This is a genomic window from Rickettsiales bacterium, assembly GCA_025210695.1.
Taxonomy (GTDB): domain Bacteria; phylum Pseudomonadota; class Alphaproteobacteria; order Rickettsiales; family CANDYO01; genus CANDYO01.
This window is the reverse complement of the sequence record JAOARE010000008.1, coordinates 92,564-115,116: the sequence shown is the minus strand read 5'-3', so window position 1 is coordinate 115,116 and position 22,553 is coordinate 92,564. Positions and strand designations below refer to the sequence as shown.

Annotated in this window: 19 protein-coding genes and 1 pseudogene; 10 read left to right on the top strand and 10 right to left on the bottom strand. The window is 33.7% G+C overall.

The annotated features are described in order from the left end of the window. Positions 1-15: 15 nt before the first annotated feature. On the bottom strand, positions 16-312 hold the full coding sequence (locus N4A31_00870; GenBank protein MCT4634784.1) for a VirB3 family type IV secretion system protein: 297 nt from the start codon (positions 310-312) through the stop codon (positions 16-18). 159 nt (positions 313-471) lie between these two features. Beyond that, positions 472-873, bottom strand: a complete 402-nt coding sequence (locus N4A31_00865) for an acyl-CoA thioesterase (GenBank protein ID MCT4634783.1) — start codon at positions 871-873, stop codon at positions 472-474. Between the two features lie 88 nt (positions 874-961). Between N4A31_00865 and N4A31_00860 the strand changes: the two genes are divergently transcribed. Further along, positions 962-1,738: a BPL-N domain-containing protein gene (locus N4A31_00860; protein ID MCT4634782.1), complete on the top strand. Its 777-nt coding sequence runs from the start codon at positions 962-964 to the stop codon at positions 1,736-1,738. 48 nt (positions 1,739-1,786) lie between these two features. Here N4A31_00860 and N4A31_00855 read toward each other — a convergent pair whose 3' ends face one another. Then, entirely contained in the window at positions 1,787-6,574 is a 4,788-nt protein-coding gene (locus tag N4A31_00855; protein MCT4634781.1) for an NAD-glutamate dehydrogenase, read from the bottom strand. A gap of 40 nt (positions 6,575-6,614) precedes the next feature. Here N4A31_00855 and mnmE point away from each other — a divergent pair, with 40 nt between their 5' ends. The 6 genes from mnmE to N4A31_00825 all read left to right on the top strand — a co-directional run bounded on the left by mnmE (position 6,615) and on the right by N4A31_00825 (position 12,922). Beyond that, the gene (gene mnmE, locus N4A31_00850) at positions 6,615-7,940 is read left to right on the top strand and encodes a tRNA uridine-5-carboxymethylaminomethyl(34) synthesis GTPase MnmE (GenBank protein MCT4634780.1); all 1,326 of its coding nucleotides are present in this window, start codon (positions 6,615-6,617) and stop codon (positions 7,938-7,940) included. Between the two features lie 551 nt (positions 7,941-8,491). Further along, positions 8,492-10,336 carry a tRNA uridine-5-carboxymethylaminomethyl(34) synthesis enzyme MnmG gene (gene mnmG / locus N4A31_00845; GenBank protein ID MCT4634779.1) on the top strand — a complete coding sequence of 615 codons (1,845 nt, stop codon included), beginning with the start codon at positions 8,492-8,494 and terminating at the stop codon, positions 10,334-10,336. Continuing rightward, a complete protein-coding gene (gene rsmG / locus N4A31_00840; GenBank protein ID MCT4634778.1) occupies positions 10,326-10,904 on the top strand; it encodes a 16S rRNA (guanine(527)-N(7))-methyltransferase RsmG in 579 nt (192 codons plus the stop codon). The genes mnmG and rsmG overlap by 11 nt, the downstream gene beginning before the upstream one ends. Further along, positions 10,888-11,667, top strand: coding sequence for an AAA family ATPase (locus N4A31_00835; protein ID MCT4634777.1), 780 nt, complete (start codon positions 10,888-10,890; stop codon positions 11,665-11,667). Before rsmG ends, N4A31_00835 begins: the two co-directional genes overlap by 17 nt. Further along, positions 11,664-12,530, top strand: a complete 867-nt coding sequence (locus N4A31_00830; GenBank protein ID MCT4634776.1) for a ParB/RepB/Spo0J family partition protein — start codon at positions 11,664-11,666, stop codon at positions 12,528-12,530. Before N4A31_00835 ends, N4A31_00830 begins: the two co-directional genes overlap by 4 nt. Before the next feature lie 2 nt (positions 12,531-12,532). Beyond that, complete coding sequence (locus tag N4A31_00825) at positions 12,533-12,922, top strand: hypothetical protein (protein MCT4634775.1); 390 nt, start codon at positions 12,533-12,535, stop codon at positions 12,920-12,922. A gap of 2 nt (positions 12,923-12,924) precedes the next feature. On the opposite strand, the gene N4A31_00820 is transcribed toward N4A31_00825, so the two are convergent. Then, the gene (locus N4A31_00820) at positions 12,925-13,176 is read right to left on the bottom strand and encodes a hypothetical protein (GenBank protein MCT4634774.1); all 252 of its coding nucleotides are present in this window, start codon (positions 13,174-13,176) and stop codon (positions 12,925-12,927) included. A gap of 188 nt (positions 13,177-13,364) precedes the next feature. Beyond that, positions 13,365-14,093, bottom strand: a complete 729-nt coding sequence (locus N4A31_00815; protein MCT4634773.1) for an rRNA pseudouridine synthase — start codon at positions 14,091-14,093, stop codon at positions 13,365-13,367. Positions 14,094-14,506: 413 nt separating this feature from the next. Here N4A31_00815 and N4A31_00810 point away from each other — a divergent pair, with 413 nt between their 5' ends. After that, positions 14,507-15,514, top strand: a complete 1,008-nt coding sequence (locus N4A31_00810; GenBank protein MCT4634772.1) for a hypothetical protein — start codon at positions 14,507-14,509, stop codon at positions 15,512-15,514. A gap of 526 nt (positions 15,515-16,040) precedes the next feature. Here N4A31_00810 and tsaB read toward each other — a convergent pair. Further along, positions 16,041-16,613, bottom strand: a complete 573-nt coding sequence (gene tsaB / locus N4A31_00805; protein ID MCT4634771.1) for a tRNA (adenosine(37)-N6)-threonylcarbamoyltransferase complex dimerization subunit type 1 TsaB — start codon at positions 16,611-16,613, stop codon at positions 16,041-16,043. Between tsaB and N4A31_00800 the strand changes: the two genes are divergently transcribed. Further along, complete coding sequence (locus N4A31_00800) at positions 16,613-17,860, top strand: hypothetical protein (GenBank protein MCT4634770.1); 1,248 nt, start codon at positions 16,613-16,615, stop codon at positions 17,858-17,860. The two genes, tsaB and N4A31_00800, sit on opposite strands and share 1 nt — an antisense overlap. Positions 17,861-17,918: 58 nt before the next feature. Here the strand turns inward: N4A31_00800 and N4A31_00795 are convergent, their stop codons facing one another. From N4A31_00795 to hemE, 4 genes and pseudogenes are all read right to left on the bottom strand, one after another. Further along, positions 17,919-18,041 carry a hypothetical protein gene (locus tag N4A31_00795; GenBank protein ID MCT4634769.1) on the bottom strand — a complete coding sequence of 41 codons (123 nt, stop codon included), beginning with the start codon at positions 18,039-18,041 and terminating at the stop codon, positions 17,919-17,921. Between the two features lie 21 nt (positions 18,042-18,062). Next, on the bottom strand, positions 18,063-19,274 hold the full coding sequence (locus N4A31_00790) for a mechanosensitive ion channel family protein (GenBank protein ID MCT4634768.1): 1,212 nt from the start codon (positions 19,272-19,274) through the stop codon (positions 18,063-18,065). A 93-nt stretch (positions 19,275-19,367) separates the two neighbouring features. Beyond that, positions 19,368-20,390 (bottom strand): ferrochelatase, encoded by a 1,023-nt coding sequence (gene hemH / locus N4A31_00785; GenBank protein ID MCT4634767.1) that lies wholly within the window; start codon positions 20,388-20,390, stop codon positions 19,368-19,370. Next, a pseudogene (gene hemE, locus N4A31_00780) lies at positions 20,344-21,421 on the bottom strand (uroporphyrinogen decarboxylase). Before hemE ends, hemH begins: the two are co-directional and overlap by 47 nt. Before the next feature lie 315 nt (positions 21,422-21,736). On the opposite strand from hemE, the gene N4A31_00775 reads away from it, so the two are divergent. Further along, complete coding sequence (locus N4A31_00775) at positions 21,737-22,552, top strand: kinase/pyrophosphorylase (protein MCT4634766.1); 816 nt, start codon at positions 21,737-21,739, stop codon at positions 22,550-22,552. Position 22,553: the final 1 nt, after the last annotated feature.

Sequence of the window (22,553 nt, the reverse complement as noted above, 5' to 3'; positions counted from 1 at the left end):
TGTAATTATAAAAACTTAATACATATCATAGGAATTGGCACCATGATAAAATTTATTTCTGCAAACATTGCATTTTTGAGTTTTTAGTAGAAATAACTCAATAAATAGCGGTTCTTTCGCACAAACTATATAACCAACTAGATGATTCACTGCTAACAACCCAAGGGCCTTAAAGTCATTGGCCATAACATAATACCCCATGCAACCCATTGCATTAAAAATAAAAAACATTTGGCTTACCCCGAAAATCAAAGTGGGCCTTGTTAAACCAACAAATAATGGATCAAGTTTTAGTCTACCGCCACCAGCCATATCAACCTCCCTTTAGTTAAACACATCTAATAGTTACAATACTACCTAAGTTTGCTCAACTTTTCATCAATATTTTTAATAAAATATGAATTTGGACCAGTTTTAATTTATTTACTACAATATTTCGAAAACACTAAATATTAAAATGACGATAGAATGCTAAGATTTTTTAAGAGTTTTTTGAATTATCTCTGGAATAAAAGGTTTATTCGTGTTTCCGTCCATGCATACCCCAATATTTTCAGCCCTGGCGATTAAAACATCATTTGAAACTAATCTAATTTCTTGCTCAAAGAGGAATCGAATCTTACCCTTGGGAGATAATTTACAAGTAACATAAAACTTGTCATCAGGAAGTAAAGACTTTTTAAATTCAACATTAGCACCCACCAAGAATAGATGTATGTTTTGTTTAGCCATTTCAATGTAATCAATATTCAACACTTCAGTTAGATATTTATGGCGGCTATGCTGCATATAAATAAAATAATTAGCGTTATTTACCACTCCTTGAATGTCTATCTCATTATCTCTAACTTCAAATTTTGTTCTATGCTCCATAATTTTTCTCTTTGTAAAAATAACAATTTGATAGTATAAAGAGCCAGTATCTCTTTCAAGAATTAATTAAACTTTTGGAGAATATATTATGAACAATAAATCCACTATTTATATATATAATGATTTAGGAGCTAGTAGAAACATGGTAAAGCATACCATATTCTCTTTTAGTAATTTTTTCTCTAACAACCAAATTAAAACTTTAGAAGCCTCTGATTTAATTCAGGGAGACTGGGCTTATAATGCTTCCCTTCTTGTAATGCCTGGTGGAGCTGATCTTCCATATGTTGCTAAACTTAATGGAGCAGGAAATAGCGTTATAAAAAACTATGTAGAAAATGGTGGAACTTATCTAGGAATCTGTGCAGGAGCTTATTATTCTTCAGACTATGTTGAATTTGATAAATCAGGAATATTTGAAGTTTTAGGAGAGAGAGAGTTAAAATTCTTCCCTGGTAAATCAATTGGTCCAATATTAGCTAAATATAGTTATTTAACAAATAGTGGCGCCAGATCCGCAGAGATAGAAACTAACATTACAGGGTTAGAGTCTTTAAAAATTTATTATAATGGCGGAGGATATTTTGAAAAACCAGAAGATTACTCCAATATTGAAATTATAGCTCGCTATAAAGAAAATAACCTAGCTTCAATTATTAAAACTAATTATGGCCAGGGCAAAGTTATTCTCTCAGGAGTTCATTTTGAAGTTGATCCCTTTGCTTTAGGCATTGATCAATATTTGGATAAAATAAAACCCCAATTACAGGATAACGAACCTCAAAGGGAAGCTTTGATTCTGGAGTTATTAGGAAGCTCATTATCAAGCGCAGACTATGAATATTGTGATGATCTTGGAAGTTGATTATACAAAAAAGGAAGGAGGATTTATTTCAAACCTCCTTCCGATTTCTTATTTTACCAAAAGATTACTCAATTTCTTCAAACTTAATTCCACCATTGCATATTCAACATCAGCTTGAGATTTAACATCAGCAATAAAACGATCGAATAACTTAATCTGTTTGTTATTTATTTTATACCAATAATCTAATTTATGATCATGTTTCTCGGCACTTTCAACAGCTGAAGCAACAATCTTGCGATGGGTGTCGTATAATTCATCTTTAAATCCTTGAATAGCCAATTTCTGCCAATTATTTTCTCCAACCAGTTTTCTAGAAACATGACGCAACCAATCAACATTAAAACGATATCCTAATTCAAAATAAATTTTACAAACTTTATCAACAGGAACTTTCTTTCTGTTAGAGATCTCAGCAATATTATAAGCTGAAGATAACGGCCCTAAAAGCGCAATTTTATGAGCTAGTTCTGCAGGCACATTCATTGATTTGAAATTTTCTAAGTCATCATCAAAACTTTGCTTAAAGTTACGCACCAAAGAAGGTTCTATAGTTTTCTTTAGCTTCTTCACCTGCTCCTGATATTCTTGAACAACAGAGGCTATATTAATCTTATGGTAATAATTTCTAAGTAACCAGCTAGTAGCTCTCATCACAAATTTTTTGATAATTATAGAAAGCTCCACTTGGTCCTTAACTTTCACTATTCCATCAAGTTTATTTATCTCTTTCCATAATTCTCGAATTCCAAACACATCCCTAGTAACGGTATATGCTCTAGCGATGTCAGAAAAATTATGCCCTGTTGACTCCACGGCTAAATGCAAATAGAAAGTATCAACCCTATTAACCATGCTATTAGTAATGCTAGTGGTAATAATTTCTTTGCGTAAAGGATGTGATATTAATATTTCTGAATATTTTTTCCTCATTTTTTCTGGGAAATATAATAATAAATCATCTGTGAAATAAGGATCTTCAGCTAAATTAGTATTAATTAAATTATCATAAATAGCATTCTTACTATAAGCTAACAACACGGATAATTCAGGTCGCGTTAAACCTTGTTTACTAGCATATAATTGAGTAAATTGCTGTCTTGTTGGAAGACATTCTAATTCACGATCGAGAATTTTTTGCTCTTCTAAAATGTTAATAAAATGTTCTTGCGCCCCCAAAATATCAACTCCCTGTTGAGAGGCAATTGTTAGAGCCCTGGTTTGGGTACGATTATCTTTCAAGCATAACCTTGCAATATCATCAGTCATAGATTCAAGCAGAGCCACTCTTTTATTTTCAGTCATTAGACCTTTGTTCATAAGCTCTTTTAAGGCAATCTTAAGATTAACCTCATGATCTGAACAATCCACACCTGCAGAATTATCTATAGCATCAGTATTAATGCGCCCACCTTTTCGTGCATATTCAATTCTTGCATGCTGGGTCAGGCCTAAATTTCCTCCTTCCCCAATAATTTTACAGCGCAGGTCTTCAGCATTACATCTGAGATTGTCATTTGCTTTGTCACCAACTTGTTCATGAGTTTCGAATTTGGCTTTAGCATAAGTTCCAATTCCCCCATTCCAAAGTAAACCCACTTCAGCTGTCAACAAAACTTTGATTAAATTATTTGGAGAGATGCTATCACATTTAAGATTAAATCTTTCTTTAATTTCTGGAGTAAGCGCAAGAGATTTTTCACTACGGCTATAAATTCTACCTCCTTTAGATAAGGCTTTCGTGCTATAGTCTTCCCAAGTTGACCTTGGTAAATTAAACAATCTCTCTCTTTCAACAAAGCTTTTGGCACTATCAGGATTAGGATCCACAAATATATGCATATGGTTAAATGCAGCAACCAGCCTTATATGTTTAGAAAGCAACATACCATTACCAAATACATCACCTGACATATCACCAATTCCAACAACTGTGAAATCATCTTTATCTACATCAACGCCAATTTCACGGAAATGTCTGGCAACAGAAATCCATGCTCCTCTTGCAGTAATAGCCATTTTTTTATGATCATATCCTTTTGATCCCCCAGAGGCAAAAGCATCACCTAACCAGAACTTATATTCATCTGATATTGAATTAGCAATATCTGAGAAAGTTGCCGTTCCTTTATCTGCAGCCACCACTAGATATGCATCATCTTTATCATATCTAACAATATGTTTAGGATGATGAACTTTCCCATCAATTATATTATCAGTGATATCCAGCATCCCTCTAAGAAAGTTCTTGTAACATTCTTTTCCTTTGGCCATAAACTCGTCTCTGCTTAGTCCAGCTGTGTTCTTTAAAACAAAACCACCTTTTGATCCAGTAGGAACAATTACAGCATTCTTAACTACTTGAGTTTTCATTAGTCCTAAAACCTCGGTGCGATAATCCTCACTGCGATCAGACCATCTTAAGCCACCTCTTGCAACCTTTCCCCCTCTAAGGTGTATAGCCTCAAAGCTAGCTGAATAAACAAATATTTCTCTATATGGACTTGGCGGAGGAATATTAATAATCTTAGCGGAATCAATTTTGAAAGACATATAATCTTTTTCTTTACCATTTTCATCACGCAAAAAGTAATTAGTTCTTAAGGTATTATTTAAAACATTGATAAATCTTCTTAAAATTTGATCTTCAACATTATCATGAATAAGAGTTAGTTCTTTTTCTATGTTTGAACGTATTGATTCAGATTGTTTGAGGCGCTCTTCTCCAGTTAACTTAACATTAAACATACTATAAAACAGCGATACTAGAAGCTTAGAAATTTTAGAATGTTTATTAAGAACCTGCCCTATATATTCATGACTATAACCAATTTTAATTTGGCATAAATATTCAGAGAGAGCCATAAGCATAGTAACCTGCCTATAGGTTAAATTAGCTTTAAGGATCAACTGATTATATGGGTCATTCTGGCATTTTTCATACCATATAGCATAAAATGCTTCTTCTATGTTTTCTTGAGCATTTTCTATCATTTGGGTTATTTCTTTATCAACTTTTAAAACAAATTGATGAAGCCATACTTCCCCTTGATTACCAAAAGGTTCAACTATATGAATTTGTTCTGCCACAACATTTAGCCCCATGTTCTGTAACATTGGCATAATTTCAGAGAGATTTAATCCCTCTAGGTGATAAATTTTTAATTGAGCTAAATTAACTTTTCCTTCAATACTTGGGCTAATCTTAAAAATTATTTTTTTGCTCTCTACAACAGAAGATATATTTTCAATATCCTCAATAATGGTTTTGCTATAATTTGTCTTTTCTTGGTAAGAAACAGGGAATGCTAATTGGAATTTTGCAAAAACATCTAGAGCTTTATGTTTAGGATATTCTTTCAATAACAACTTTTTTAAAGAACTATCCCAAGGCCTTATTACAGAGCGAAGATCTTTTTCTATTTGAGTAAGATCTGCGGTGTTAATATTAGCATCTTTAGAATCTATTATAAAAGAATAGTAACATAACCTAGAGGAATTAATTTGAGCAAAAGAATGGCTAATTATAGGACCATATTCAAAAGTCAAATTAGCTTTAAGCTTCTTCACATTTTCAGAGTTTGCCAATTCCGTTGGCAAAAACAGTAAACAGCTTAAATGCCCCCCTCTTTTGCGTAAAAACACTCTTAATTCAGCGGCAAATAATAAGGCATATATCTCCATTACCAGGGGATATAACTCCTCAGATGAAATTTCAAATAATTCATCTCTAGGCAAGGCTTCAATAATAGAAACTAACTCTTTTCCTGCATAGCTATGTGGACTAAAATTTGCCTTTTTTAGAACAAAACGTAATTTATCGCTGATAATGGGAATTAACGTGGCGCTTTGATAATATAAAATAGAAGTAAATAAACCTATAAAGATAGAGGCGTTTTTTATATTTCCTTTTTTATCTAAAGTTTTTATACATAAACAGTCAAGAATAGCATCACGATGCACAACAGAAGCTTTGTTTAATTTACTAATAGAAATAAGATTTTTATCTTCAAAAAAGCCAGAATCAAAAACCACCTCATCTATATCTTCATCAAATTGATCTGGAGCAAGCCTTAAAATCCCTAAAGCAGAATCTTCAACTTTTGTTTTTTTATGATTAAAACTATATTCCACAGCTCCTAAGAAAACAAAATACTTATCTCGCACCTTTTCAAGGAATTCTTTTTGCTCATAATGCAACTTCTCTTCTTCAAGATAAGGAGCTTTATCAAATGCATCTATATGCATCTGTAACTTGTCTAAGGTTTTTCTCCAATCGTAAACTGCAGCTTCAACCAAAGAAAGAATAGAATTAAGTTCTGTTTCCACTTTTACAGCAATATCTTCAGTTAATGCATGAGAGGTTAGAATCTGAATTATAATCTCTTCTTCACCATCTTTAGCTAATGCCTCATCAATTGATAATAATTTTCCATCTCCATCTCTACTAACAAAGATAGTAGGATGAGCCGCTCTATCTACAGATATATCTAGTCTGTTAAGCAAACACATGGCTGAATCAAATATGAAAGGCATATCACGACTTAATATTTCAATAATTGTATAATCGTCATCAGCGTCTTCACCAGAGCTTTGATATAGCTTTACTTTTGCTTTCGAAGTGTCATGTCTCTGAAGAAAATTGAAAGCATTTCTCACAAGATCTGCATATAATCTATAGTCACTTTCTTTGAGATTTAGCATAGGAATTGTTGCATAAAACTTGCGTATAAACGTTTCTTCAAGTTTACAAGCTTGAAGAATGTTTATAATTTTTGTAATATGGTGATGATTCTCACCATAAAGATGCTGCATTGTGAAGTCATATTTTTCCATATTGTATGCTCTTTAATGTTTATATATTTATAATAACCATATGCTTAATGACAAAAAAACAATCTTTGCTCTTGCCACACCTCCTGGAAAATCAGGGGTTGCCATCATCCGTATCTCAGGCCCTAATGCCTTTAGCTGTATAAACCAACTAACAAAAAAAGATCCTCCCAAAGCACGACAGGCAACTTTGAGGAACATAATTAATCCTATCACTAATCAGCTCATTGATAAAGCGGTAATATTAACTTTTTCTTCCCCAAATAGCTTTACAGGTGAAGATGTGGTTGAATTACATATTCACGGTAGTAAAGCAATCATCAATCTTCTCGTAAAAATTTTAGCTGGTTTTACAAATTTTCGCTTAGCTAATCCTGGCGAGTTTTCAAAGCGCGCTTTCTTGAATGGCAAAATGGATTTAACCGCTGCAGAAGGTCTGGCAGATTTAATTGAATCAGAAACTATAATCCAGCAGCAGCAGGCCATGAGGCAAATGCAAGGAAATTTAGCAAATTTATATGAAGATTGGAAACTCAAGCTAATTCATGTCTTGGCTCTAATCGAAGCTTTTCTTGACTTTCCAGAAGATGATATTCCAAATGAAGTAATAGACCAGGTTAATAACGAGGTAACTCTTTTAAAAAAAAATCTAGAGTCTCATTTAAATGACAATAATCGAGGCGAAATTCTTCGTCGAGGAATTCATGTGGCCATTTTAGGCGCACCTAATGTTGGTAAATCTAGTTTACTCAATTATTTAGCAAAAAGAGATGTGGCTATTGTTTCAAGCATCGCTGGGACCACCAGAGATATCATAGAAGTTCATTTAGACTTAGCGGGATATCCTGTAACCATAGCAGACACTGCAGGAATTAGAGAAAGTGAAGATATAATAGAAAGAGAAGGCATTGATAGGGCTCATATGAAAGCTGAAAATGCAGATATAAAAATTGTTATAATGGCAGCCAATGATAAAAAAAGTCTAGCCCCAGAAATATCTGCAATAATGGATAAAAACACCATCATAGTTATTAATAAAATAGATCAAGATTCTGTTGTAAAGCATGAAGATGCTATTGAAATATCAGTTAAAGAAAATTTAGGACTAGATTTATTTTTAGAGAAATTATCTTCAGAAATTTCTAATAAATTCTCTCCCTCTTCTGATCCAATAATCACCAGAGAACGTCATCGCCGTTACTTAAATGATTGTTTAGAGAGCCTAAATTGCTTTACACTGGACAATCAATTAGAACTTGCCTGTGAAGATTTGCGCCTGGCTGCCAGAGCTTTAGGACAAATAGTTGGAAATATTGACGTTGAAACCATATTAGATGAAATATTCATCAAGTTTTGTATAGGAAAATAACCTCCATCATAATCATATACGCTAGAAATTAGCTCATTTATAAATGGAGGCTATAAAAATAACAAAAACATAATCAAAGATAACTCCAGCTATTTTAAATATAGCATCACAACTCTCGAAAACCGTTAGGTTTTCAAGAATCCAGAAAAAACTCTATTAGAGACTCTTTGATCTAATTCATCTTCTTTTTATTGCTCAGTTTAAGCTTTCATAACCATCATATCTATTTTCCATCTTTATCTCTTATCCTTAGCCACTACCTTCCCTTAATTCACCTACCTTCTTCCGTCATCCTTGCCCTTCTTCGTCGCCATTGTGCCCCCTCTTCCGTCACCCTTGGCACACCTCCTTCTTCCGTCACCCTTGGCCCGAAGGGCCGAGGGCCCAGCAAACCTAAAACCAGAATCCAGGACAAACAAACAATAAAAAGGGAACATACAGTATCGTAAAATTAACAATCCATACCATTGTTAAGCTTAAGTTAATGAACTTGACATTTTGCCCCTAATAGCTTATATTCCATTGATTATTCTTTAAAGTTTTAAGCTCTTATGACAAGTTCCTATGACGTGATTATTATTGGCGGTGGACATGCAGGTGTTGAGGCTGCTTCTAGCGCTGCTAGGTCTGGTGCTAATACTTTACTCATCACATTAAAGCAAGATAATCTTGGTGAAATGTCCTGTAATCCTTCCATTGGAGGAGTTGCCAAGGGAATAATTGTTAAGGAAGTGGATGCCCTTGGTGGAGTAATGGCTAGAGCCATTGATAAGGCAAGCATTCATTCTAAGATTTTAAACGCCAGCAAAGGTGCGGCAGTGCATGGCCCGAGGGCCCAGGCTGATCGAGTTTTATACCGTAAAGCTGTGCAGTCTATTCTTTCGGCAACTAAGAATCTTGAAATTAAATATGCTTCAGTTGAGGATCTTGTTGTTGAAAACGAAGAGGTTAAAGCTGTTATTTTAGCAGATGGAGAGAAGATTTTTTCTTCTAAAGTTATTCTAACAACAGGAACTTTCTTAAATGGCTTGATTCGAGTTGGCTCTACAAAAATTCCAGCAGGTAGAGCAGGCGAAAACCCGTCCATTGGTTTAGCAAATACTTTAAAAAGAATAGGTTTTAAGCTTGGTCGATTGAAGACTGGCACTCCTGCTAGGCTTGATGCTAGTAGCATTAATTGGGCGGTTTTAGAGAAGCAGCCGGGCGATAATCCTCCTAAGCCTTTTTCAAGTTTTACTGATAAAATAGAACTGCCACAAATTGATTGTTATATCACCCATACTAATGAGAAGAGCCATCAAATTATCATGGACAATGCTCATAATTCTCCTATGTTTCAGGGGGAGTTTGAAGGGAATGGTCCGCGCTATTGCCCTTCAATTGAAGACAAGATTACTCGTTTTGCTCACAAGAAATCGCATCAGATTTTTCTTGAGCCAGAAGGTCTAGATAGTAATGTTATCTATCCTAGCGGAATTTCCACTTCTTTGCCGGAAGAGGCTCAGTTAGAGTTTCTTCGTACAATTTTGGGACTTGAGAATGTTAGGGTATTAAAATATGGCTATGCTATAGAATATGATCATGTTCATCCAAGCGAGATAAAGCCAACCCTGGAAACCAAAAAGATTAAAGGTTTGTTTTTGGCGGGACAAATTAATGGTACAACCGGCTATGAAGAGGCGGCGGGCCAGGGATTGGTTGCAGGGTTAAACGCCGGGTCATCAGAAAGTTTTATTCTTGACAGATCTCAAGGATACATTGGCGTCATGATTGACGATCTAATAACTTTTGGTGCGTCAGAGCCCTATAGGGTGCTCACTTCTAGGTCTGAATATAGACTGTCCTTAAGGGCAGACAATGCCGATTTGCGACTTTCACATATGGCTATATCAAGAGGTCTTTTGTCTTCTGATCAAGTAGAGATATTTAAGAAAAATTTATCTTTGTTGAACGAAGGAAGAAATAAGCTTCAGCAATTAACTGTTACTCCAAGTAAGCTATCTTCCTATGGAATTAATATTGCTCAAGATGGAGTGCACAAATCAGCCTTTAGGCTTTTGGCTTATCCAAATATTGGCTTTAGAGATGTTCTTAAAGTTTGGCCAGAATTAGACTTTATCCCAGAATATATTAGGCCTAGGCTTGTTACTGAAGCCAAATATCAATTTTATTTAGTAAGACAAAGCGAAGACATCAAGCTTTTTAAAGAGCATGAATCCATGCAAATTCCAGCTGATATAAATTACAACTTGATTGAGAGTCTTTCTAATGAAGCAAAAGAAAAGCTCAATGCCAGCAAGCCTTTTAGCATAGGGGCGGCTAGTAGAGTAGCTGGGGTGACTCCAGCAGCGGTTGTGTCTTTGGTTGTTTATTTAAGGAAAGAGTATGGATTATAAAAATGCTCCACGTGGAGCAATTGAGAAATATATAGAATTGCTTCTAGCTTGGAATGAAAAAATAAATCTAGTGTCAATTAGAAACAAGCAGGAGCTTGTAGATAGACATATCTTGGATTCGTTGCAGCTTACAAATTACATAAAAGAATCAGAGATTGTTTACGATATAGGTTCTGGGGCTGGCTTCCCGGGGTTAATGCTTTCTTTTGCTGGAATTAAGGAAGTGAATCTTGTTGAGAAAGTAAAGAAAAAAGCTGATTTTCTAGCTGTAGCAAGGTCTATCTCAGAAAACAAAGTGAACATTCATAACAAAAATGTTAAAGAAATGAAGGTGGATAAATGTGATGTGATAACAGCTAGAGGGCTTGCAAGTTTAGACAATGTTCTTTCTTTAACTGAAGGAATAGCTAAGAAAAACACAAGGTATATCCTGCTGAAGGGAAAAAATATTCGAGATGAAATAAAAAAGGCTTCAGAAAAATGGAGTTTTCAGTATATAATACATAAAAGCCAAACCTCCGAAGATGGGGGCGTTTTAGAGTTAAGACATAATGATAAAAAATGTTAAAATTATTGCAATTGTCAATCAAAAAGGTGGGGTTGGAAAAACAACCACTGCAGTAAATTTAGCTACAGCTATGGCTGCAATTGACCATAAAGTTTTGCTAGTTGATCTTGATCCACAGGGAAATGCTAGCACAGGAATGGGATTTGATAGAGACAAAAGAGACTTAACAGTCTATGATTTGTTAGTGGAAAAAACTCCAGCAAAGAAAGTTATAAAATCTAGCGAAATTAACAATATAGATGTTGTAGTGGCTACCGTTGACCTTTCAGGGGCTGAAGTGGAGTTGGTGGAAGAAAAGGGCAGAGAGTTTGTTTTAAAAGATAGATTAGCCCCGGTTATTGATCAATATGATTACATTTTTATTGATTGCCCGCCATCTCTAGGTCTTTTAACGGTGAATGCATTAGTAATAGCAAAGTCAGTTTTAATACCGTTACAATGCGAATTTTTTGCCCTAGAAGGGTTAAGCCATCTATTAAAAACTATCAATTTAGTTCAGAAAAAGCTCAATCCAAGGCTGTCCATAGAAGGTGTATTACTAACTATGTATGACAGGCGTTATAATTTAACCACCCAAGTAGAAGATGATGTTAGGGGATATTTAGGTGACGCGGTGTTTAACACAATCATTCCTAGAAATGTTCGAGTTTCTGAGGCTCCATCGCATGGAAAGCCAGCAATTATTTATGATGTAAGATGCGCAGGGTCTTTAGCATATATAGAGTTAGTTAAAGAAATTCTAGAAAAAGAGGAAAAATCATGAGATCAAGAGGTTTAGGCAGAGGACTTTCAGCTCTTATAGGAGATACAGACAAAGAAAATGAAAGATTAAGTGAAGTGTTAATATCAGATATTTTTCCTAATTCTAGTCAGCCAAGAACTGATTTTAAATTAGAAGAGCTTGAAGAGCTGCAAAATTCAATCGCTCAAAATGGAGTATTACAGCCAATTCTAATTAGGCCTGTAGATTTTGGTAAATATAAACTTATTGCCGGAGAGAGAAGATGGAGAGCTTCTAAGGCCCTGGGATTAGCTTATATTCCAGCAATTATTAAGAATGCAGATGAGCTAAAGTCTTTAGAGTTGGCTTTGATAGAGAATGTTCAGCGTGAAGATTTATCTGCATTAGAAGAGGCCGAAAGTTATAGCAAACTAATAAAGGAATATGGTTATAGCCAAGAAAAATTGGGCACTGTGGTTAGTAAAAGCAGAAGCCATATAGGCAATTTAATCAGGCTACTTAGCTTACCAGATGGGGTGAAGAAGCATCTTAAAGATGGCTCAATAAATGTGGGACATGCTAAGTTACTAATGAATGTTCCAAATGCTGAAGAAATTGCCGATCAAATTATAAAAAATGACCTTAACGTTAGAGAAACTGAGCAGCTAATTAAATCGACAAAACAGAACTCAAGAATTCCCAAGCCTTCTGGTAAAAAATATATACAACATATGGGAGATGATTACGATTTATTAGCCATTGAGAAGGCGCTTAATGCTTCTCTTGGAGGGCAGATAAAAGTTAAGGTTGATTGCCATAACGATGGAGCCAAAGTATCATTATTTTGTGATGGATTAGAAGAACTGGATTTGATTATTAGAAAGCTAACTGGTTCTATAAAATAACTATGAATAGTGTATTTAGGCTAAGCAATATGGGGGCTATAATATCTTCTCCACCATTGGTTGGTAATTTTATTTCTATGTCTGTTCTTTTTGCTTCAACTCTATTTCAGAATCAAGAATACCACCATAAGTTTGTTGTTGATTATAAATATGCAGTTCGTTCTATAGCTTTTACTAAGCTAATTATTAGTGGTGCTATGATTGGTTATTCCTTAAGAGATGGTGATTTATACCATAAAGGTGAGGAGCAAAAATGCTTCAAAGAATCCCAAGAAATTCCTTGTTATGATTCAGATAAAGTGAGCAGTTGTTTATTAGGGGAAGTTTTGGCATTTGATGCAGTGCTTGATTTATCACTTAAAATTCATTTAAGCGATATATTTATAATTTAGACCTATTCACAGTAATCAGCACTCGATTCGCCAAAGAAAGTATTATGGATTAAGTAAATTGGAGCTATAATTGAGCAAGCAGCAATGGACTCGTAATTATCAGATTTATAATCAAGAAAACAATTTACTCCTGCAATTATAGTTGCGGTTTTTAAAATGGACTTACTAATAGGATAATTAAAGTTTATAACCATCCCTATCATTGTGAATGCTAGAGCCTTTTCAGCACCACGATATATATCTGTAAAGATCATAATTGCCCTCCTATGTATCTTTCACAAAACTTCTTATCTTTAAACATCGTACAATCAAATATTGACTGGTTTAGTTCTTGCGTATCGCCACTTTCCATTATTTAATAATAGCTTATATTAATATTTATAAAAAGGAGTTTTATTAGCGCCTCAACTTTTAGCGAATAACAAATACTAAATTTTGTTTTTTAAGAGAAGTCGGTTCTGCTTAACCTATTTTTCAGGACTTTTTTCCAATCGGTCACTTCATAAACATGTTCTAATTTTAGATCTAGCAATTCGAAGGGGCCGTATTGGATACGGATAAGTTTATTAATCCTAAGATCAAAATGATTGAGAATATTACGAATTTCTCGGTTTTTTCCTTCTGTTATGGTTAAGCGAAGCCAGTGGTTTTGCGGGCCTTTATGCTCTAATTCAATTTTTACTGGGCGATAAGTTACGCCATCTATGGTGATTGGTTTTGATAATTCTTTTTTTATTAGAGGGAAATTAAGCTGACCAAAAACCCTAACCATATATACACGTTTGAAATTATTTTCTGGAAGCTCTAGCTTTCTGGCCAATTCTCCATCATTGGTTAAAAGCAGAAGACCTGAGGTGTTTTTATCTAACCTCCCCACAGAAATGACTCTTTCATTGATGGGGAGATTATCAAAGATTGTTTCCCTTCCTTGATCATCTTGATGGGAAACTATTAGCCCAAATGGCTTATGGTATAACCATAATTTACTTTGGGGCTTTTCTAAAGAATATCCATCAACTTTAATGCCCTTCATACTGGTGAATTTAAGCGCAGGAGTTTCAATTACTTCTCCTTTATAAGTTACTCTACCTTCGGTGATAAGTCTTTCAGCTTCTCGTCTGGAGCAAATTCCAGCTCTGGCAATGATTTTAGCGATTCTCTCTTCAGCCATAAAACAATAATTGATTAGTTAATTAGCTGTATTTTATCTGGATTCTTAAAATTTACTAGCATAAAGTTTAAGGATGGATTCCACGCTATTCGGTTAACACCTCATAGCTCTGAATGACGGAAGGTGGGAGGGAGATGGACGCCTAATTGCGTCATTCTTGTCAAACAACAGTTTGACGAGAATCCAGTTGGGTCTGGTTTTGCCTTAGGTTCCACTGGGAACATTTAAAAGAAAATAGCTCTTTGATTCCTGGATTCCACGCTAAACTTGCAGTTTAGCTCTGAATGACGAAGGGGGATGAACGGCACCTAATTACTCCTTATAGCGACTAAAGCATAAAATGTTAACCTTTTGTTTATTAATTTGTAATATTATTTTTTCTATTATGAAATTTTTAATTAAGAGAGTCGTTTATGAAAGGAACTGAAGCTACTAAAAAAGAAGAATTTGAAAATGCTTGTAAAGGATATCGATCGAATCTTCAGAAAATTGAATTTGCTCTAGAAGAGCAAGCGAGACTACAGAAAATGTCTACATCGCTAATGCAACAAAAATTACTGCAAGAAAAAAAAGAAGAACTTGTTACAGCACGCGAGGAGTTAGTCACAAAGAAGCAAAATGCGATAAATGCAGCTATCAAACTAGCTAAATTCTTGGGATATAAATCTCAAAACTCTAGATTAGATAGCTCCAAAGAGCTAACAGATGGAATGAGAAATTTTATTATTGACAAAAAAATAAATCTCGATTCAAAAGCACTCCTCTTTATAACTAATTTTCATAAGGAAAAAGAAAAAACTCTTACAGAGCAAATACCAAAAACTGCTGCTATTTCTCTAGCAGATCCAGCAAAATTATCTAACGAAAAAATTACTGAAATAAATAATTTTCTTGAAGAGAACAACATATATAAAGCTGCTCAATTAATGCAAGGAAAAGAAATATATAGAGGAGAAGAAATATCTCAATACCCCGCTATAGCGGATCAAAAAATTAAAGCCCTAAAAGACTCAAAGGACCCAAAGGACGAAGAGAAAATAGATCTGATGGTGAAAGAAGCTAGAGGACCAAATGAAAAAGACTTAAAGGAAGCAAATAAAGTGCTGCGGGAATATCAAAAAGCAATTGATAAGGTGGCTCCTCCAATAAAAATAATAGGAAAAAAGCACGATCAACATGACAATCTTAGAAATATGGCTAAAAACATAGGTAAAACCTTAGGAAAAGATAGCTTGAGAAGCAGAGCAGCTCAAAAGGCTAAATCAATGGCTAGCAAAATGAGAGAAAGGAAAACCAGAGCAGTTCAAAAGGCTAAATCAATGGCTAGCAAAATGAGAGAAAAACTTAGCTCAATACAAAGTACCGCTGTATCCACGGTTAGAGGACAAAAAAGAAAAGTAGATAAAGGCATGAGAAGATAGTAATGAATTAGACAAAAGGTCTAATGTTTTATTTATACTGGATTCCACGCTATTCGGTTAACACCTCATAGCTCTGAATGACGAAAGGTGGGGGGAGGTTAACACCTCATAGCTCTGAATGACGGAAGGTGGGAGGGAGGTTAACACCTCATAGCTCTGAACGACGAGAGGAGAAAGGCCGATGGCTAATTACATTGGAAAGAGGGGTGACGACTAATTGCTCTTAGCTAATGGGTAAAGATTACCCTTAGACGATAAATTGCGTCATTCTTGTCAAACAACAGTTTGACGAGAATCTAGTTGGATCTGGTTTTGCCTTAGGTTCCACTGGGAATATTTAAAAGAAAGATGAATTAGCCCCAAGGCTCTAATATAGTTCTTTGATTCCTGGATTCCACGCTAAACTTGCAGTTTAGCTCTGAATGACGAGGGGATGACCGGCGGCTGATTACTCTTAGGCGACGCATGGGAAGAGAGGAGGAGGGTTGGAGAGGAAAATTTAAGTTAACTAGGAGATTTCTAAGTTCTAAGCGGGTTTAACAACTGCATCTGGTTCTCTGATATATAGCGGATCTAAATCGCTATATAATTTGTTCTTCCAGAAGAATTCTGTGGCTTCAGCTAAATTTTTTGCATTAGGTTTATCCATAGGGGCAGTTTTAAGCGAATCTTTTGCAAGTAATTTAGGTTCTGTTAAATGATGCAATTGAGCGTCAAATTTTTGATAATAAACCTGATCTCTCCTGGCATCTAAAACCACTTCTATTTCTCCCTCAGAGCGCTCTTTTAAAGCCTTATAAGCCAATACTTGAAAGTTGGAAAGCGAAATCACCTGAGCTTTAATTCCCATCTTTATTCCTAAAGCAGCTGCTAAACCAATTCTAACTCCGGTGAAAGAACCTGGTCCATTAGTTACGCTGATTAGATCTATATCAGATAGTTCTAAATTAGCTTTTTTTAAAACCTCTTCTATAAGCGAAAATAATTTTTCTGCTTGTTGAGAACTCTCCATAGTCGTATTATAAGCTAATAACTTATTATCGTCCATTATGGCAACCGAAGCTAAATTATTGCTAGTATCAAAAGAAAGGATTTTCATTGCAAGTTACTCAAACTATTTTTAATGAATATGACATAAGAGGATTAGTGGGTAAAGAATTAAATTCTGAGACTGCTTATAAACTTGGTAAATTATTTAGCCCTGAAACTATTATTGTGGGGAAAGATAATCGCCCTTCTTCAAAGGAATTGGTGGATGGATTTATTAAAGGACTGATGGATTCAGGCTGTGAAGTGCTTGAACTAGAAGGAATATCTTCTTCACCATTATTATATTTTGCTCATTTATATTTAAAAACAAAAGGGGCGGTGATGATTACCGGATCGCATAATCCATTAGAATATAATGGCTTTAAATTTATGTTAGATGCTAAGCCCTTTTATGGAGAGAATTTAAAAAATATAATTAATAATCCTATGATTGAAGGCACTGGTTCGCATCGTTTAGTCAATTTAGACAATGAATATAAAGAGGCATTACTTAAAAACGTAAAAATGGATAACTCTTTTAAAATAGCTTGGGAATGTAATAATTCCGCTATAGGGAGATTTTTAAAAATTCCTGGAGAGCATTTTGTTTTAAACTCTAAACTAGATGGAAATTTTGTTCATCTTCCTCCTGATCCTTGTATTGAAAAAAACTTATACCAAATTAAAGAAATTATTGCAGATAAATCCTGTAACTTCGGTTTTGCCTTTGACGGAGATGGAGACAGATTGGTTTTTATAAAAGGTGATGGTGAGGTTTTAAGCGGTGATCAATTAATTTATCTATTGGCTTTATCTTTGAAAAATGAAAAAAACAAAAAAATTCTTATTGATGTTAAAGCCAGCCAAATATTGATAAATAGTTTAGAAGAGCAGGGCTTTGAAGTTATTCTTGCGCCAAGCGGTCATTCGCTTATGAAAACAAGGATAATAGAAGAAAATGCCATTTTTGCTGGAGAATTAACAGGGCATTTCGTTTTTAATGATTCAAGGTTTTGGATAATAGATGATGCATTATATGCAGCTTTTAGACTCATTGAATATTTGCAAGACAATCCAATTATTGAGCTGCCCTTGGCGCAAATTAGAAAAGAGTTTAAGCTACCAAAAAATCCCAATCTAGATCCACAAATATATAGCCCTAAAGGATTACGCAAAGATTATGATGGAGGATTCTTTTTAATTCGGGCCTCCAATACTGAAGATTATATTTTAGTTAAATATGAAGCTATGAATGAGAAAATAGCTAATATAATAAGGTTAGATCTAGAAAATTCTTTAAAAGAAATAGATTCTTAGCACCCCTCGCTTTTTCCTGAATGCTTTGCTGATATGGGTGCCCCCAGTGGAGGACTTCTTAAGCGTAGTGATATGTATTAGAATTGGAAAAATTATCTTCTATTTCAATCAATAAATTTTCTGTGAGATCTTCTGCCTTATTTCCTTTCTTAGCTTTTTGTGCTGACGATTTCTTTTTCATATATGAAGATTCCTATCAATATTAACTAGATTTTGGCTGTGGGTTTATAAAATTACGAAAATCTGCTCCACTTGGTTTTTGAAATACTTCTAAACCAAATTCAGGCAGCACTGTAAATAAATGATTGAATATTTCTGCTTGTATATCTTCATGAGCAACCCAACCAGTGTTATTAGTAAAACAATAAATTTCAATAGGCAGTCCTTGTCCCTGGGTAGAAACCTGACGGACTAAAATGGTCATATCTTGATGTATACCAGTATTAGATTTAAGATATTTTTTTGTATATTCACAAAAAGCTGCAACGTTAAGAATTCCTAAAGAGCCTTTAGGTTGTTTTTGGCTAAAATATTCTTTAAGAAAGTTTATTTTTTTCAAATTCTGTATCTCATCTTTAGAAAGACAACGAACAGTATTCTGATTTAAATTAAGAACTCTCTTTATTCTTCTTCCACCTGATTCTTCCATTGCTCTCCAATTTTTAAATGGATCTGTAATAAATTTACGAGTAGGAAGTATGGTTATAGTATTATCCCAATTTTGAACTTTTACCGTGTGCAAAGCTATGTCTATAACTTCTCCATCTGCATTTAAACTAGGCATTTCTACCCAGTCTCCAACTCTTATCAGATCACCCGAAGAAATTTGAATACTTGCAACAAATGAAAGTAAAGTATCCTGAAAAACTAACATTAAAACAGCAGCCATTGCTCCCAAACCAGAAAGTAATATAACAGGGGAACGATTTATCAATTCAGCAATAATTAGAATTGTTGTAATTATGGATATAATAAGTTTAACCAACTGAATATATCCTTTTATAGAATGAGCTTTCCTTCCAAATTTATTACGATATATTACATTCAACACGTCAAGGATAGAGCTAAGGGTGATTGCTATTATTAGCAGTACCAAAGATCTAGCTACATTATCAATGATCTTCTCAAGCACATCAGGAAGGCCAGGTATGACCTTTGCCCCCCATATAATAATGGCTAAGGGAACAATTTTAATAAAATGAAGGATGATTTCATGTATATTTAAGGATTTTTTTTGAATGGCCTCAGTGGGAATGTTTCTTTTTGCAATTTTTAAAATAATTTTTTCAAAAATTCTATTTACTGCCCAAGCAAATAAAATGAGAAGAATTACCTCAGTTAATGTAACTAACCAAGGAAAATTCTTCATAGCTAAAGCATATTCTTTATATACCATTGAAAATATATCCACCATCAACCTCTACTATAGATTTATTTCTAAGTGCAAAAACAAACTTATAGTATTTAGTTAATATTAGGACATGTCAACCTTTATAGAAAAATATGCTTATTTGCAAAGACAGTCTTTGAAAGATCCCTTGCATTTTGTTTGGCTATATATTTTTAAATTATTCTTTGAAGATTTAGCTTTACCATCTAGCATTAATTTGGTTTGGTCAAATAAAGATTTTATAAATAGATCGCTATCATTAAGAGCAGGGATACGAATATAAGGCTTCTTACATTTTTCTTCAAATAATTCTTTATATTCAATATCAAGCTCAACTAAGGTTTCAGAATGTTCAGAAACAAAAGCTATTGGCACCACCACTACAGCTATATTTTCTTCGGCAGCTTTTTTAAGCTCATCTTCCGTGGAAGGGCCTATCCATTTTAATGGGCCAACTTTACTTTGATAGCATACAACATAATCTGTTTTTGGAGCTAATTCTTTTACTACAGCTTTTACAGTTTCTTCAACTTGGTATTGATAAGGGTCTCCTTGTTTTATAATTTTTTCAGGAAGACCATGAGCTGAAAATAAAATTCTATATTTTTCCTTAGGAAGATTTTTACTAATTAATTCTGCATGAGATTTTATAAAATTAGGATCCTTAAAATAACAACAAGTGGTTTTTAAATTAAAGTTCTTCATTAGATTAGAAAACTCATCTAAAGAAGACTTTGTGGTGGTGGTTGAAAACTGAGGATAAAGAGGAAGAAGAAGTATTTCATCTGGAGCATAAACTTTTATTTTTTTTGCAATTTCACTGGCAAATGGGTGCCAATAACGCATAGAAACGAATACCTTAAACTCATCCTTAAGTTTTTTATTTAATTCTATTTCAAGAGATTTAGCTTGTTTGTTAGTGGCAGAAAGAATCGTGGATTTTCCTCCCATTTGAGAATAAATCTCTTTCGCTGTTTTTTCTCTTCTTGAAGAAATTAATTTTGCTAGCAACCATCTAAATGGGTTAGCTAACCTAATAATTGCCGGATCATAAAATAAATTAAAAAGAAATTCTTTAACAGAAGATAATTTATCAGGACCACCTAAATTTAAGACCACTACCGCTATTTTTTTTGTCATCTTGCACTACCTTTAACATGGTTTACTAAAAATTCTACGTTTTCTGGAGGGATATTGGGAATAACTCCATGCCCTAGGTTAAAAATAAATTTTTCTCCTTTCATAGAGCTTAAAATTTGATCGACTCTTCTTTTTATAAAATCCTTTGATTGACTTAACAAAACCAGAGGATCTAAATTTCCTTGGATAATTTTTCCATTATTATGCTTTCTTATCCAATCTAATGACATATATTGATCAATTCCAATAGCCTGACAATCCACTTCTTGACAAAATTTTTCATATTGTAAACCACTCATTCTAGGGAAACAAATAATTGGTATCTCAGGATAGACTGCTTTAACCTTTTCAATGATTCTTTGAGTTGGTTTTATAATTAAATTTTCGTAATCTTCACCAATTAACATTCCAGCCCAACTATCAAAAATTTGTAATACCTCAACTCCCGCCTTTACCTGGTTAATTAAATGTTGTGAGATATTTTCTACTAAATGATCTATTAACATTTCAAAGAATTTTTTATCATTATAATAAATAGGTTTTATTACCGATAAATCTCTAGACAATTTTCCTTCCACCATATATGAAGCTATAGTCCAAACTGCTCCAGAAAAACCTATTAAAGCTATATCTTTAGGCAATTGCTCTTTAGTTTTTTTTATTGCCTGATAAACAGGGGATAATTTATTGTTATCCTGTTTATTTAAGGCTAATTCTAAAGATTCTTTAGTTTGAATTTTTTCTAAAATAGGGCCATGATTTTCTTTAAAGTCTACTTTCACCCCCATAGCGTCTGGAACAACTAAAATATCTGAAAATATTATTGCTGCATCAAGCTTAAATCTTCTAATTGGCTGAAGTGTAACTTCACAAGCTAAATCTGAATTATAACATAAATCTAAGAACCCCTTTGTTTCAGATCTAACTTTTCTATACTCAGGCAAATATCTTCCTGCTTGTCTCATTAACCAAATGGGGATATCTGTAGTTTTATTATTTCTGTTAAAAGTTTCCAAGATAGATTTAGACATATAATATATATTTTCTTTTTTTAAGAATAGTAGTTGTTAGTAGGATACTGTATAATGTGGATAAAAATAAATCAACAGAGTTATCCACAGATATTGATATTTCAAATATTATGCTAAAAAAGTATATTTTAAAAGGCTTCCAATGATATAATAAAAAAAACATTCACAATATCCACATAGATTAAAAATAAATTATTAACATGTGTAATCTGTTTGTAGTAATATGTAGTGAAAATTGTTAGCAACTTTGTAACATAATTATACAAAGGGATTTACAGTGAGTTATACAGTTATTTATTCACAAGAGACAAAACAATGAAAAAAACAGTTCATATATATTTAGTATCAGATTCTACAGGTGAAACAGTTTTAAGTGTTGCTAGATCTTCCTTGGCTCATTTTGATGGGGTAAGAGTGGAAGAACATTTATGGTCTTTGGTTAGAACAAAAGGGCAAATAGACAGACTTGCTAAGGCATTAGAAAAAGATCATGGAATTGTAATGTTTACTATGGCTAACGATGAGTTAAAAGAATATTTAAGTGAAATTTGCTCTAAACTACATATATTAGCTATACCTGTTTTATCTGAAGTTGTTAAATCTTTATCTGGATATTTAAAAATAAAAGCTATCAATCACTCAGGAAGACAGCATGCTCTTGATGAAGAATATTTTAAAAGAATGAATGCAATTAATTTCTCTTTGGCTCATGATGATGGTCAAATTAGCATGGATCTTGAGTCTGCTGATATTATCTTAATTGGTCCATCAAGAACTTCAAAATCTCCAACTTCAGTTTATTTGGCATATAGAGGGTATAAAACAGCAAATATACCATATGTACTTGGACAAAACCTTCCAGATTCACTAAAAAAAATGGAAAAGACATTGGTAGTGGGATTATTAATTAACCCAGAAAGATTGGTGGACATTAGAAAAAATAGATTAGTTAATATAAATGATATTAGTAATCATGGTTATGTAGATCATGATTTAGTTTATCAAGAATTGGCAGAGGTCAAAAAAATATATAAACAGAATAATTGGCCAATTATTGATGTAACCAGAAAATCAGTTGAGGAAGTGGCTGCTAATATTATAACAATTTATAATCAAAGGAATTCCTTATAAA